General features: G+C 52.5%; 8 protein-coding genes. 5 read left to right on the forward strand and 3 right to left on the reverse strand.

Going from position 1 to position 14,073, the window contains the following annotated elements; genetic code table 11:
• Positions 1-73: 73 nt before the first annotated feature.
• Entirely contained in the window at positions 74-4,963 is a 4,890-nt protein-coding gene (locus ACJJIY_RS13955; protein WP_445359674.1) for an NAD-glutamate dehydrogenase, read from the forward strand.
• Positions 4,964-5,067: 104 nt separating this feature from the next.
• Positions 5,068-6,105: a quinone-dependent dihydroorotate dehydrogenase gene (locus tag ACJJIY_RS13960; RefSeq protein ID WP_444897705.1), complete on the forward strand. Its 1,038-nt coding sequence runs from the start codon at positions 5,068-5,070 to the stop codon at positions 6,103-6,105.
• 64 nt (positions 6,106-6,169) lie between these two features.
• On the opposite strand, the gene rmf is transcribed toward ACJJIY_RS13960, so the two are convergent.
• Entirely contained in the window at positions 6,170-6,421 is a 252-nt protein-coding gene (rmf, locus tag ACJJIY_RS13965; protein WP_108733677.1) for a ribosome modulation factor, read from the reverse strand.
• Between the two features lie 435 nt (positions 6,422-6,856).
• Between rmf and rlmKL the strand changes: the two genes are divergently transcribed.
• Positions 6,857-9,055, forward strand: a complete 2,199-nt coding sequence (rlmKL, locus tag ACJJIY_RS13970) for a bifunctional 23S rRNA (guanine(2069)-N(7))-methyltransferase RlmK/23S rRNA (guanine(2445)-N(2))-methyltransferase RlmL (protein WP_445358116.1) — start codon at positions 6,857-6,859, stop codon at positions 9,053-9,055.
• Between the two features lie 260 nt (positions 9,056-9,315).
• On the opposite strand, the gene ACJJIY_RS13975 is transcribed toward rlmKL, so the two are convergent.
• Both ACJJIY_RS13975 and ACJJIY_RS13980 read right to left on the reverse strand, forming a co-directional pair.
• Positions 9,316-11,706: a bifunctional serine/threonine-protein kinase/formylglycine-generating enzyme family protein gene (locus tag ACJJIY_RS13975; protein WP_444897703.1), complete on the reverse strand. Its 2,391-nt coding sequence runs from the start codon at positions 11,704-11,706 to the stop codon at positions 9,316-9,318.
• A 17-nt stretch (positions 11,707-11,723) separates the two neighbouring features.
• Positions 11,724-12,641, reverse strand: a complete 918-nt coding sequence (locus ACJJIY_RS13980) for a PP2C family protein-serine/threonine phosphatase (RefSeq protein ID WP_444897702.1) — start codon at positions 12,639-12,641, stop codon at positions 11,724-11,726.
• A gap of 319 nt (positions 12,642-12,960) precedes the next feature.
• Between ACJJIY_RS13980 and ACJJIY_RS13985 the strand changes: the two genes are divergently transcribed.
• Positions 12,961-13,821, forward strand: coding sequence for an FHA domain-containing protein (locus tag ACJJIY_RS13985; protein WP_413662440.1), 861 nt, complete (start codon positions 12,961-12,963; stop codon positions 13,819-13,821).
• Positions 13,818-14,072 (forward strand): glutaredoxin family protein, encoded by a 255-nt coding sequence (locus ACJJIY_RS13990; RefSeq protein ID WP_413662439.1) that lies wholly within the window; start codon positions 13,818-13,820, stop codon positions 14,070-14,072. The genes ACJJIY_RS13985 and ACJJIY_RS13990 overlap by 4 nt, the downstream gene beginning before the upstream one ends.
• The last annotated feature ends 1 nt before the right edge of the window (position 14,073 follow it).

Here is a 14,073-nt window from a genome sequence, read left to right on the forward strand (position 1 = left end):
ATGATGACCTTTTCGGATCTACAGTGTTTGGATTCGATGTGACAAAAATGAGATTGGGAGGTTCCCCGTGAATATGGCGACGGTTATTACCGACAGCCGTGAAGAATTAGTTGCGCAGATTTGCGAGCTGATTCGTGACAAGCTGACCAGCGAAGCCGAACCCGTTGTGGCTTTTGCCCAGCAGTTCCTCAATCAGTACCCATTAGAGGATCTGGCCGGTCGTCGTCTTGTTGACGTCTATGGCTGCATATACACCTGGTGGAACTTTATTCAACAGCGCCCGGGCGGCCTACCCAAGGTGAAGGTTTTTAACCCCCGCCTCGAAGACGATGGTTGGGAGTGCTCGCATACGGTCATTGGTGTGCTGCAGCGGGATATGCCATTTCTGGTGGACTCCATTCGCATGGAGATCAATCGCCGAAATACAGTGACTCATTCGATAAAGAGTACGGTGGTTCGAGTCGAGCGTGATGCCAAGGGGAAACTGACTCGCCTGTTGCCGCCAGAGGAAGAGTTACTGGGTGAAAAGCCGCAGGCAAAAGGGAAGCGCATTACGAACGAAGCGATGATTTATGTCGAGATTAATCACGACACTTCATCTGAGTTCGCTTCAGGCATGATGACTGGCTTAAAAGACGTACTCGGCGATGTGGAGCTGGTAGTGGACGACTATGTCCCGATGCTGGAAACCTGCAGCGCAATGGAGGGGCAGTTACAGGCGGGACTTCCAGACGAAGACACCAACCTATTGGAAGCCAGTGCATTTTTGCAGTGGATGCGCGACGGTAACTTCACCTTCCTGGGGTATCGCGAATACGAGTTCAGTGTTGTCGGGGATAAAAAAATCCTCAATGAAGTTGAAGACCGCAGGCTCGGTATTTTCAAAAAGCTGGAAGAAGCTGCGCCGATGCTGGAAACCTCTTTTAGTGAGGGCAAGCAGCGTTTCTACCAAGGGCCCAATTACCTGACATTTGCCAAGTCCTCCGTTAAGTCTCGGGTGCACCGCACGGCCTATTCGGACTACGTGATGATTAAGCGCTACAACACCGATGGTGAGGTGATTGGTGAAGCGGCGTTTATGGGGCTTTATACCTCGCCGGTTTACACCGAGAGCCCGGCGAAAATTCCGATTATTCGCCGCAAGATGGCCTCGATCATCGAGTCTAGCGGTCTCTCCGGGCAGGGGCACGATGGCAAAGCCCTGCGCCGGATTCTCGATACCTTCCCAAGGGATGAACTTTTCCAGGGCAGCACCAAAGAGCTGTTTGACGTGGTAATGGGGGTGCTGCAGTTAAATGAGCGGGCTCACCTTCGCCTGTTTATGCGTCGCGACCCCTTTGGTAAATTCGTTACTGCCACGGTATACGTTCCCCGTGAGCTGTTTAACAGTGATGTGCGCGAGGTGATTTGCGCGCATATTGCCAAAGCGATTAATGCGAAGGACTCGGACTTCACCACTTTCTTCTCCGAATCCATTCTCGCGCGGGTTCATTTTGTTTTCCGCGTGTCCCCCGATGAGCCTGTTGATTTTGATGTCGCGCTGCTGGAGGCGCAAATTGTGGATATTACCCGCTCCTGGGAAGATGTTTTCCAAAGATCACTAATTGAAAATAGCGGGGAAGAAGAGGGCAGTCGTCTCTATCGTACTTTTGGCCGCGCCTTCCCGGCGGGGTACCGTGAAGACTTTGAGCCTCGTATTGCGGTGCAGGATGTAGGAGCCGTTCAGAGCCTCAGTGAAGATAACCGGGTAGCAATGAGTTTCTACCAGCCGGTGGGGGCCGCTCAGGGCAGCCTGCGGTTCAAGGTATTCAACTGGGGCAGCGGCCTGACGCTCTCCGACGTGATTCCCGTGCTGGAAAATCTGGGCTTGCGGGTTATAGGTGAATTCCCCTATACGATTCGCCCCCGTGGCTATACCGATGTGTGGATGCACGAATTCCATCTGGAATTTGGTCTGCCCACAAAAATTGATGCGCAGGCATCCCGTGGCCTGTTCCAGGATGCGTTCGCGGCGATCTGGAATCACACGGCGGAAAGCGATGCCTTCAATCGCCTGGTGCTGGCCGCCCGCCTTAACTGGCGCGAAGTATCCATGCTTCGTGCCTACGCCCGTTACCTGAAGCAAACCAAGTCCGGTGCCAGCCAGAGCTATATTGCCGCTACCCTGGCCAGCCACGTGGATATCACCCGCAACCTAGTAGCCTTGTTTAGGGCGATGTTCGATCCCCGTTTAAGCACGGGTAAGCAGGAGCAGCCCCGTGTCGAACGCTTGATCGCTAAAATTCACGATGGTTTGGATACGGTTGATAACCTGAATGAAGATTTGGTTCTGCGCCGTTATTTGGAATTAATCCTGGCGACCCTGCGCACTAACTTCTTCCAGGTGGATGATGAAGGGCAGCCCAAGGATTATATTTCGATCAAATTCAGTCCCCGGGATATTCCCGGCATTCCCGAACCCCGCCCGGAGTTTGAGATTTTTGTTTACTCCCCTCGTGTGGAAGGTGTGCACTTGCGCGGCAGTAAAGTCGCTCGCGGCGGCCTGCGTTGGTCTGACCGACTGGAAGATTTCCGCACAGAAGTTCTGGGCCTGGTAAAAGCCCAAGCGGTGAAAAATGCGGTTATTGTACCCAGTGGTGCAAAAGGTGGATTTGTCGTTCGACGTCCGCCTACCGATGGCAGCCGCGAAGCCATGATGGAAGAGGGAATCTCCTGCTACAAAACCTTTATTCGCGGCCTTTTGGATATCACTGACAATCTAAAAGATGGCGAAGTTGTGCCGCCCAAATACGTTGTTCGTCGGGATGAGGATGACCCCTACCTGGTAGTAGCTGCGGATAAAGGGACGGCGACTTTCTCAGATATTGCCAACGGCATTGCCGGGGAGTATGGCTTCTGGATGGGCGACGCTTTCGCCTCCGGTGGCAGCCAGGGATACGACCATAAGAAAATGGGTATTACAGCCCGTGGAGCCTGGGTATCGGTGCAGCGCCACTTCCGTGAGATGGGGGTGGATGTCCAGAAAGAAAACTTCTCTGTTGTCGGCATTGGCGATATGGGTGGAGATGTTTTTGGTAACGGCATGTTGCTGTCTGAGCATATCTGCCTGAAAGCGGCCTTTAACCACCTGCATATTTTTGTGGACCCCAATCCGGATGCAGAATCCAGCTTTAAAGAGCGCCAGCGTTTGTTCGCCTTGCCCCGGTCGAGCTGGAGAGATTACGAGCGCAAATTAATTTCCAAAGGTGGTGGTATCTTCGAGCGTCGCGCCAAGGCCATTGCTATTACGCCCGAAATGAAAGAAGCGTTTGATATCAAACAGGATCAACTGAACCCCAACGAGCTGATTAGTGCCTTGCTCAGAGCGCCGGTGGATCTGATCTGGAATGGCGGTATTGGCACTTATGTTAAGGCTACTACCGAAACGGACTCCGAAGTTGGTGACAAGTCCAATGATCACTTGCGCGTTGATGGTCGGGAGTTGCGTGCCAAAGTCTTTGGCGAGGGCGGCAACCTGGGTATGACCCAGCGTGGACGTATTGAGTTTGCTCTCAATGGCGGGCGTTGTAACACCGACTTTATCGATAATGCGGCCGGTGTGGATTGTTCTGACCACGAGGTAAATATCAAGATCCTTCTGGATAAAGTCGTTGCTCAGGGTGATTTGACTGAAAAGCAGCGCAATGAGCTACTGGATGGGATGACCGATGCTGTCGGTGAATTGGTGCTGCACAATAACTATGAGCAGACTTTTGCCCTCAGTGTGGCGGAATATCAGGTTGCCAAGCGCCTGGACGAGTACCGCAGAACCATCAACACTTTGGAAGACGACGGCCGATTGAACCGCGCGCTGGAGTTTATTCCTGACAACGAGCAGATTTCTGAACGCGAGCACAAAGGGCAGTCCCTGACCCGCCCTGAATTATCGGTTCTAATCTCATACGTGAAGGTCAAGTTGAAAGAAGAGCTGCAAAATGCACAAATCACCGACAATGAGCGGGTGCGTTTTGCGGTTGAGTCTGCATTCCCGGAAAAATTGGTCGAGCGTTATCGCGACCAAGTCTATGACCATCCGCTGTTGCGCCAGATTGTGGCTACCCAGGTCGCCAATGAGATGGTTAACAGTATGGGTATCACCTTCTACAACCGTATCGGTACAGCTACTGGCGCCGATGTGAACGATGTAACTGCTGCTTACGTCAGCGCTCGCGATGTGTACGAGATGCACGACTTCCAGGAGCAGCTGGCTGCGCTGGACTACAAGGTGCCAGCGGAGCTGCAAACAGAACTGCTGAACTCGATGATAGGCCGTGTGCGCCGGGCAACCCGGTGGTTCCTGCGCAATCGCCGCAATGAGTTGGAGCCAGCTACCAACTGCGAGCTGTTCCAGGAGCCGGTACAGCGGGTTATTACAGCGCTGCCGCAGGTCTTGAGTGGCGAGCCCCTTAACGAATGGGAGCAGCGCTACCAGAAACTCCTGGAAGCAGGGGTGCCAGAGGCCCTGGCCCTGCTGTCGGCGTCGCCCACCTACCTCTACTCGGCACTGGGTATTTCTGAGTCGGCGCGAGCCAGCGATACGCCCGTAGAGGAAGTTGCCACGGTTTACTTCAGGCTGTCGGATGAGTTGAACCTGCATTGGTTTGGCAATCTGATCGTCGACTTGCCGGTAGACAGCTTCTGGCAGGCGCAGGCCCGGGAGACCAGTATGGATGACCTGGACAGTCAGTTGTCGACACTGGCGGTGAACATTCTCCGCTTGGGCAAGGCTGAAAATCTTGATGTAGAGGGTGCAATGTCCCGCTGGAGCGCTATCATGGCGCCCGCAATTCAACGCTGGCACAATATGATTGCCGAGTTGAAGTCTACTTCTGTCGGTGACTTTGCCATGTTCACCGTGGCTTTGCGCGAGCTAATGTATCTCGCCCACGCCACTGCGGATCGGGAAACCCTGGCAGAACAGTAGCGAAATAGAGCCCAGGGGCCACTCAAAGGCCCCTGTAGTATCGTCATCACAAGATAGAGCCCTTCGTTTTTCTAAAGGGTTCGCCTCCCCACGTAAGGAAAGGTATGTATTCAACACTGCGTAAAGCCTTGTTTGCGCTTGACCCTGAGCGGGCCCACCATTTGTCGATTGATGCCATTGGCGCTGCAGAGCGCCTCGGTTTGATGTCCCTTTACAAAAAGTCGGTCCCGGATGATCCGGTCGAGTTGATGGGGCTCACTCTACCCAACCCAGTCGGTTTGGCCGCTGGTCTGGATAAGAATGCGCAGGCCTTTAATGGTTTCGGAGCCCTGGGTTTTGGGTTTGTTGAAGTGGGCACCGTGACACCGCGTCCCCAACCCGGCAATCCGCTGCCAAGGCTGTTTAGGGTGGAAGAGGCCGATGCGATTATTAACCGTATGGGTTTTAACAACCTCGGTGTTGACTACCTGATTGAAAGAGTGAAAAAGCGCCGTTATAGCGGTGTTTTGGGGATCAATGTGGGTAAGAACTTTGATACTCCAGTAGAAAAGGCCGCCGATGACTACTGCCTGTGTATGGAGAAGGTGTACCGCTTCGCCGACTACATCACTGCCAATGTTTCCTCTCCCAATACCAAAGGGCTACGTGACCTCCAGTTTGGTGACAGTCTCAATCGCTTGCTGGGCAGCATCAAAGACAAGCAGATGGAGCTGGCTCAAAAGAGTGATCGCTACGTCCCTGTTGCCGTCAAGATTGCCCCGGATATGGAAGGCGATGCGGTGGCGCAGATAGCCGAGGCGCTGTGTGAGTACGATATCGATGGCGTGATCGCTACCAATACGACGATCGATAAGTCTTCAGTCGCCAAGCTGCCCCATGGTAGCGAAGAGGGCGGTTTGAGCGGAAAACCCCTGAGAGCGCAATCCACCAAGGTCATCGAGCTGTTATCGAAAGAGTTGAGCAAGCAGATCCCGATTATCGGGGTTGGCGGTATTTTTGATGGTGACAGTGCGGCTGAAAAGATTCGTGCTGGGGCGACTGCCGTACAGATGTATACCGGTTTCATCTATCGGGGGCCTGAATTGATTCGTGAGGCGGCAGAGGCAATTGCTTTGGAGCGCCGCCGAACAGAGCAAGGGTAAGCTGTATCAGTTGCTGACTGCTAGGAAAAGGGGGGCTTTTGACGATAAGCCCCACTTGCCATCGCTAAATGGTGCTCCACCCGTCAGGGTATTGGATGTCGGTAGAAACGGCGCCATAAATCTCCAGTTTTTGCGCCTTGGTCACTCTGTCGAAGCCATTCCAGTAATCTTCCCGCCCCTCACGCCAACCATTGATCCACTCCTGATGAGGATCCTCTTCGACAAATGGGCAGCTATCCATAGACTTGTTGTTCAGGGCTGCCAAATAGCCCTTGTAAAATGCCCTGTCGGCGTGATTTCGTTTTTGGCGTTTCATCGTATACGGCACCTCTACTTTGTCGGTCTGTGGACAGTTTGTCGGCAGGTTCGCAAACGGCTCTATTTGGGGGTGTCTCTCAATGAATTTTAGTGAAGGAAATAAGTCTTTGAACGGACCGACCCAATCCACCTTATTAGTAAGAGTAAAGTGGCTGCGTGGGAATCGGAAAATATCTCTAGATGACAGTATGACTTATGGGGCAGGTAGTAATTAATGGCAGGGCGTATTCTCTTCTGCCACAAAATGGGATAATCGTCCTCTTTTGGGGCAAGGCGATAGCGCTCAATTTCCCTAGTTGGGGACTGTAAAGGTTTTGCCTCCAAGTTTTATTTGTGCGTACTGGCGGCGCAGACGTTGCCGGCAGCTTTAAGTGGGCAGTCTTCATTGACGCACAAAACTTCCTCCGCAGGAGGAGCTTAATGAGTAAGTATTTTGACAGATTTACAAACCGAAGAATTTGAGTTTACGGCTACGTGTCCCAAGGGAATAGAGGGGCTGCTCGCTAATGAATTACGCGACCTGGGTGCAGGGTCTGTAAGGGAGCAGCCGGCGGCAGTGTATTTTTCCGGCTCCCTGAAGCTGGCTTACCGCTGCTGTCTGTGGAGTCGCTTGGCCAACCGCATTATGCTGCGTTTGGCGCAGGTGCATGTAGTCACCGCTGAAGACCTTTACCAAGCAGTTGCCGAGCAACCCTGGGAACTCCACATTCGCCCCTCGGGCAAACTGTGGATGCAATTCTCTGGGACCAATCGAGAGATCCGCAATAGTCAGTTCGGTGCTCAAAAAGCAAAAGATGCCATTGTCGACCGCCTTCGCCGCCAGTCGGGAGCTCGTCCAAGTATTGATAAACATCATCCAGATTTGACGGTTGCCCTGCGCTTGCATCGGGATAAGTTGGATATCGCCATCGATCTAAGCGGTGACAGCTTGCATCGCCGTGGCTACCGAACCCATATCGGTGCAGCCCCACTGAAAGAGAACCTTGCGGCAGCACTGTTGCTGAGAGCCGGCTGGCCAAAGATTGCTGAGCAGGGTGGAGCCTTGCTCGACCCGATGTGTGGCTCGGGCACTATTCTGGTGGAGGCGGCGATGATCGCTGCGGATATGGCACCGGGATTAATGCGGGATAGCTTTGGTTTTGAACGCTGGCTAAATCATCAAAGCGATATCTGGAATGAGCTTCGCGAAGAGGCATTGCAGCGTCAAGGCGTTGGCCTGGCTCGCGAACTGCCAGAGATTCGCGGTTACGATGCCGATGCGAAAGTCTTGTTTGCGGCTGAAGCTAATATTGCCCGGGCCGGTCTGGAGCGCCAGGTGCGAGTGAGTTGCCGCCCAGTAGCAGGGTTTAGGGTACCGAGTCATAGAGAAGTCAAAGCGGGATTGGTTTTGACAAACCCACCCTACGGTGAGCGCTTGGGTGAGCAGGAGGCTTTGCGGGAGACCTATTTAGAACTGGGGCGGCAGTTAAAAGCGGAGTTCCCGGGCTGGTTGGTCGGTGTGTTTACCGGCAATCCGGAGCTGGGTTATGCCACCGGTTTACGCTCTCACAAGCAGTACCAGCTATACAATGGCAGTATTCCCAGTCAGTTGCTGATGTTTGAGGTTCGCGCGCAAAGCGGAGCGGCGGCGAGTGAAGCTACTGGGCCGAAGCTTTCACCTCAGGCGGAGATGGTAGCGAATCGCTTGCGCAAAAATCTGCGCACTACGGGTAAATGGGCTGCGAGGAGTGGCGTGGATTGTTATCGCCTCTACGATGCAGACTTGCCTGAGTATGCTGCGGCTATCGATATCTATAAAACCCTGGATGGTGCCATGTACGCCCATTTGCAGGAGTATCGTCCGCCGGCCACTATCGAGGAAGAGAAAGCTCGGGGACGCTTGCGCGATTTGTTAAGGGCCCTTCAGTCCGTGCTCGAATTGCCCCGCGCGAATATCAGTATTAAAGAGCGCCGTCGCCACAGCCACAAGGGCGGAGGTAAGGGTGTAAGTCAGTACCAGAAGCAGACGGAATCCAGAAAGGAGCTCTGGGTTGGGGAGTATGGTGCTGAGTTGGCGGTAGATCTGTGGAGCTACCTGGATACAGGGCTTTTCCTGGATCATCGCCCGGTGCGCAAATATCTGCGAGAGATTTCTGCCGGTAAAACATTCCTAAACCTTTTCTGCTATACCGCCAGTGCGACGGTCCAAGCGGCTCTGGGTGGTTGCAAGCAAAGCACTAGTGTCGATATGTCGCGAACCTATCAAAACTGGGCGGGACAAAATTTCCGTGCTAATAACATGGATCCTTATCGCCATCAGTTGGTCGAGGCCGATTGTTTACAGTGGCTTGAATCTGCTCAACAGAACAGGAAAGGCCATTACGATTTAATATTCATGGACCCCCCGAGTTTCTCCAACTCCGCGAAGATGAGCGGGGTATTAGATATTCAGAGGGACCACGGGAAATTGATTCGTCAGTGTATGTCCCTGTTGTCGCCTCAAGGTCGCTTGGTGTTTTCCAACAACTTGCGCAGCTTTAAGATGGACGAGGACGTTTCCAGTGAATATTCGGTAGAGAAGCTGAACCTTTTGGATAAGGACTTTCAGCGCAACCCAAAAATTCACAATGTTTGGGAGCTCCGGCTGAAGTAGGGTGGTACTAACGCTTTAGTGATTTATGGCCGGCTTGATTTAATAGCCGGCCTAAGATACCTAAGGTCTAATAGGTTTTGACCATTGAAATTGAGGGATTTTACAAGCTGGAGGTAAATCGCCGTCCAGTGTCAATTTACTTGTAATTCAATTCTAGGTTAATTTGGGCCAGCGGCTTTCAGCTAGAACTTTGCATAAATAAAAAGATAGCGAAAGTTGACGGTACAACTACAGAAACCCGATTCGCTGTGAGCTCGGATCTATTCATTCAGATCCATTACAACCCGTATCCCCACATCCTTTGAGCGCGCGGTTTCATTGAGGCCTTTTCGGTAGTCAGAAGAAATCTTACTAGAGGTATCACGCATTGAGCCGCCCCTTACAGAATGAAGTTGGCAGCCGTTAATCTTTATAGGCGCTGAAGTAGTTTTTGTTGGGTTGTATCCAGCTTGGTAGCAGTCTTCCACCCACTCAGCCACGTTCCCTGCAGTGTCAAAAAGGCCAAAAGGATTCGCCTGGTAATGCCCTACGGGAGCTGTACTGATACTGAACAGCTTTGTAAATTCGCTAGAGCAACCCCTGCGGCAATTCGCTTTTCCCCGGACGTCGCTGGAAGCCCACCAGTATTGGTGGGAACTACCTCCCCGGGCTGCGTACTCCCACTCGGCTTCACTGGCCAGCCGATACTGCTTGCCAGACTCCTTTGACAGCCACTTCACATACCTTTGTGCGTCCCGCCAGGTCACATTAATTACCGGTCTATCGCCGCGCCCCCAGCCTGCATCGCTGGGTTTAGCACTGCCGGTGACCTCGGCGAAACGATCGTATTCGGCAAAGGTGACCTCATAGATGGATATAGCAAAGTCCTGCTCTACATTTACCCTGTGCGCAGGGCTGGCCAATCGCCGCTGGTTATTGCCCATGGTAAAGCTGCCTGCTCCCACTGCGACCATTTTCGGGCCCAAGCCACCAGAGGATAATTCAGATTGAAATCGCTTGCCGATAAAGTAGGCAGGTTCCAGCTCGATTGCCACTTCGAGGTTTTGTTCTTCCAGCAAGACCCACTGGCGAACTTTACTGAAGCCCCGTTTACTCACTTCCACATCATATTTGCCTGGGCTCAATTCAAGCCCCGGCTGGTAGCGGGGGGCTATGTTCATAATCCGCACACGGGCATCAGACGGCTTTGTGTTAATCGTTAGGCTGTACAGCTTGGGTTGGTTCTCTGCTCCTGGCTCTGCAGGCTCAGGCGTGAGAACTTTTGGGGGCTCAATATTACTCCTGGCAATCAGTGCCTGATTACCACTGAGGGGTAGTTGTGCATCTGCATTGAGCGAGGAAGGTAGATTTAGCTGGGTAACTTGTACCTGTGAGTCTAGGGCATCTGCTGCTGATTCAGTTGGCGCAGACTCTGTATTTGAATTTGGAGCAATATTGGCAGGCTGCTCCGCGGTACCTAGTAGGGTGGCAGCTGTAATATCGGCAGCGCCGTCCAATATAGGTAGTCCAAGTTGCCAGCCGGTCTTGTGATCAACGATGCTATACAGGCCCCAGGTTGAGGTAAGGCCAACAGCGATAAAGCTGCTCATAAGCCAGGAGCGCTTGTGTTTTGTTGGCTCAGCGAGGAACTGCCGCAGGCGTACAACAGTATCCTGCTCCTTACGCTCTGGCTTCTCGGGCGTTTCCTTCCGTTTCCAACTGGAAGCAACTCTCCCGAGTTGGTCTGCCACACTGCCGTAAATGGTCAGTACAAGTGCTTTTGCCAAGCTGGAAGTTTTTAAAGTTGAATTGTTGAGCTGGCTGATTTGGTTGGCCGGCTTTCCGGCGAGGGCTGCAACCAAATCATCTGCGGCATCGGCGATATCCAGGCCGCGTTGAAATCGCTTATCCGGGTCTTTGGCCAGGAAGTGATCAAGTAGAGGCTGATAAAGTGCGTATCGGGCTGGCAGTCGCGGTATTGGGTCGGTGAGGTGCTTTATTGCAATGGCGACGGCTTCGTCTGCCTGATAGGGCACGGCTCCTGTGAGCATTTCATAGAAAACAACTCCAAGGCTATACAGGTCGGCACGACCGTCAACCGCTGCTCCGCGAGCTTGTTCCGGGCTCATATAGTGAGGGGTTCCCACAACCATCCCGCTGTTAGTCATACGGGTGGTTCTCGCGATAGCCCGGGCAACCCCAAAATCACTGAGTACGGCCGATCCGTCTTCGCGAAACAGGATATTCTCCGGTTTCAGATCTCGGTGTACATAGCCCTTGCTGTGGGAGTGGTCTAGGGCCATGGCTATCTGGCGCACAACATTAAGCGCCTCAAGAGGCTCAAGCCCACCTTTGCTTAAACGCTCTGCAACCGAGCCCCCAGGCATGTAGTCCATGGCGATATAGTTCAGGCTGCGGTAGCGGCCAATATCGTGAATACCGACGATATTTGGGTGTGACAGCTGCCCAACGATATTCGCTTCCCGCTGGAACCGCTCACTGAAGATTGGATCAGCGTTCAATACTGGCGACATAACTTTTAGTGCCACCTGCCGGCCCACACTGCGCTGTATAGCCAGGTAGACTGAGGACATTCCCCCCTGATTGATTTTCTTGAGGATGCGGTAGCCCGGTATCTGCAGTGAAGAGGTGCCGCTATTGACGACTTCCATGAAGTGCTTTCCCTATCTTAAAGCAGAGTTGAAAGTCCGTAGGCAACTGCGGTGGCTAAAGCGACTGTGAAGAGGAGAATGAAGGGGCGATACTTTCTGAGTGTGGAGCCGGGCAGGGTGGGCTCGCTAATTGGGTTGAGGGATGCGGTAGAAGAAGGTTGCGCTGTGGATGGGGCATCTATGACCTGAACAGTGACATTATCTTTGCCTCCTGCATCCAATGCTGCAGCGATTAGAAGTTCTGTTGCTCTGTGGGTATCACTGTTTTCCGTCAATATTTGGTTGATTGAGTTTGCTGGTACTTCCGAACTAAGTCCATCGCTGCAGATGAGTAGTCTTTGTCCTGCTGCCCAGCGATAGGAGACTCGGTCCACTTCGAGTTTGGGGTTGGTACTACCGCCGATACATCGGGTAATTACATGCCGGTTGGGGTGAATTGCGGCTTCTTCGGAGTTGATAGCGCCTGAATCCATCAACATCTGTACGTAGGAGTGGTCGCTGGTTAGTTGGGTGAGCTTCCCTGTTGTGCCTTCGGGAGCCCAGAGGTAAGCGCGGCTGTCTCCAACCCAGTAGATATGAAAGTAGTCACCCTCTTCAGCAACAACGACCGCAGTAGAGCCCATATTGGCTGTGGTTTGTTCATCGCCCAGTAAAAGGGCGTGCGCTTTTTGCAAGGCACGCTCGTAGTGCTTGTCAGTTTCCGCTGACTTTTGGATTTCTTCAACAACAGTTTTGCTCGCGAGTTCACCAGCGTGGTGACCGCCAAGGCCATCGGCTACAACCCAGATACCTTTGTCTTCCGCAGCCCAATAGGCATCTTCGTTCTGTTCACGCTTATAGCCGGTATGGGTTGCGCCGGCACTGCGTGTAGCGTCTTTGCTATGCTGAACTATCCCGCTGTGCCGTGATACTTCGCGTACTTTGGCTTCACTCACTGGCGTGCAACTACCTGTAATTTATTTAATCTTTCTAACGGTGATAACCCTCCGGTAATCACACGCCTCTTCCCTGTTGTGCTCTCGGCTTATTTAAGTTGCCGATCACTTTGTAGGTCATCGCTGAATCTGTTAAATACTAGACCATTGGGCCATTTTAAGCTGCAAACCGAATCACACGCTAATGATATCGCCCATGATAAACTCAACTTTATCAATAAAAGTGAGTGTTTCGGCTGCTTTTTAACATTAGTTAAGCTCACTGTCTTCAATAATTGGCCAATTTCACACGGCCATTTTGGCTTTAGGAGCGATTTCGATGCTCAAACTTTGTGATGTCAATGATCTCAGCCAGAGCGTATGGCTGGTATCGCCGGGAGTAACTGTGGGGCGGGCGCAGAGTAGTGACTTGTGTATTGCCGATGATTCCGTAGCGAAGTCGCACCTTAAAATTGCAGTTAATGGCGATGTTCTGACTTTGCACAATTTGTCGGGCGCGGCCCGTGTTTTGCTTAATGGTCAACCAACTGGTACACCGTGCCAGTTAAAAATAAACGATCAGGTCAAAGTGGGCAGCCGTTTACTCCAGGTAATCGACCCGAAGGTAACTAAGCTCAAGTCTGGCCCCCCTAAGGCTGCTTCGAATCAGGGCGTTGCCTGGGCGCTAAGAGCCAATCACCGGGCTATTGCAGGAAAGGTGTTCCCTGTGAAAGAGAGTGCGGTAATTGGGCGCTCCGATGAGTGTGATATAACTTTTTCGCTTTCTCATCTTTCGCGTAGGCACGCTCGTCTCGAAGTAAGGGAGGGCTTACTGTTCGTTATTGACTTAGGTTCGGCAAATGGGACTTTTGTCAATAATAGAAAGGTTAGTGAGAGTCGGGTGCGCAGGGGAGATGAGCTCCGGCTCGACACTTTAAGTTTTTCAATTGTCGGCCCAGCTGACGATAACAACCGCACGGCTGTACGCCCGGCTTTGCCGGAGTTCGAATTGCCCAGTTCTACCTCTGTCTCTGGAGAAGCCGATACAGTCCCCTACGCAGTGCAACCCAGTTTGTCCGAGGAGGTACCTGAGGAAGTCGATAAGCCAAAGGCTAAAAGTAAAACGTGGCTTTTAATAGTGGGGCTTGCGCTAAGTGTTGCGGGATATCTCTGGGGCAGCAGCCAGGGGGTTTTTGGATGAGCGATATAAAAGAGCTTTTGCTCTACACCACTTTGGGTTGCGGCCTGTGCGAAAAAGCCAAAATTGAAATTTGGCCTGCCCTGGAAAAATTCAACTTGCGTCTTCGCGAGGTGGATATCGCCGAGGATGAAGCGTTAATGGAGCGCTTTTCTATCCGCATTCCGGTGGTTGGCCTTGGAGACCCCGACGATGTTTGCGGTTGGCCGTTTGACCAGGTCCAATTGCAAGATTGGCTGAAGGAGAGGCTTTAAA

It is taken from the genome of Microbulbifer maximicatervae (SeqCode) (assembly GCF_052468155.1).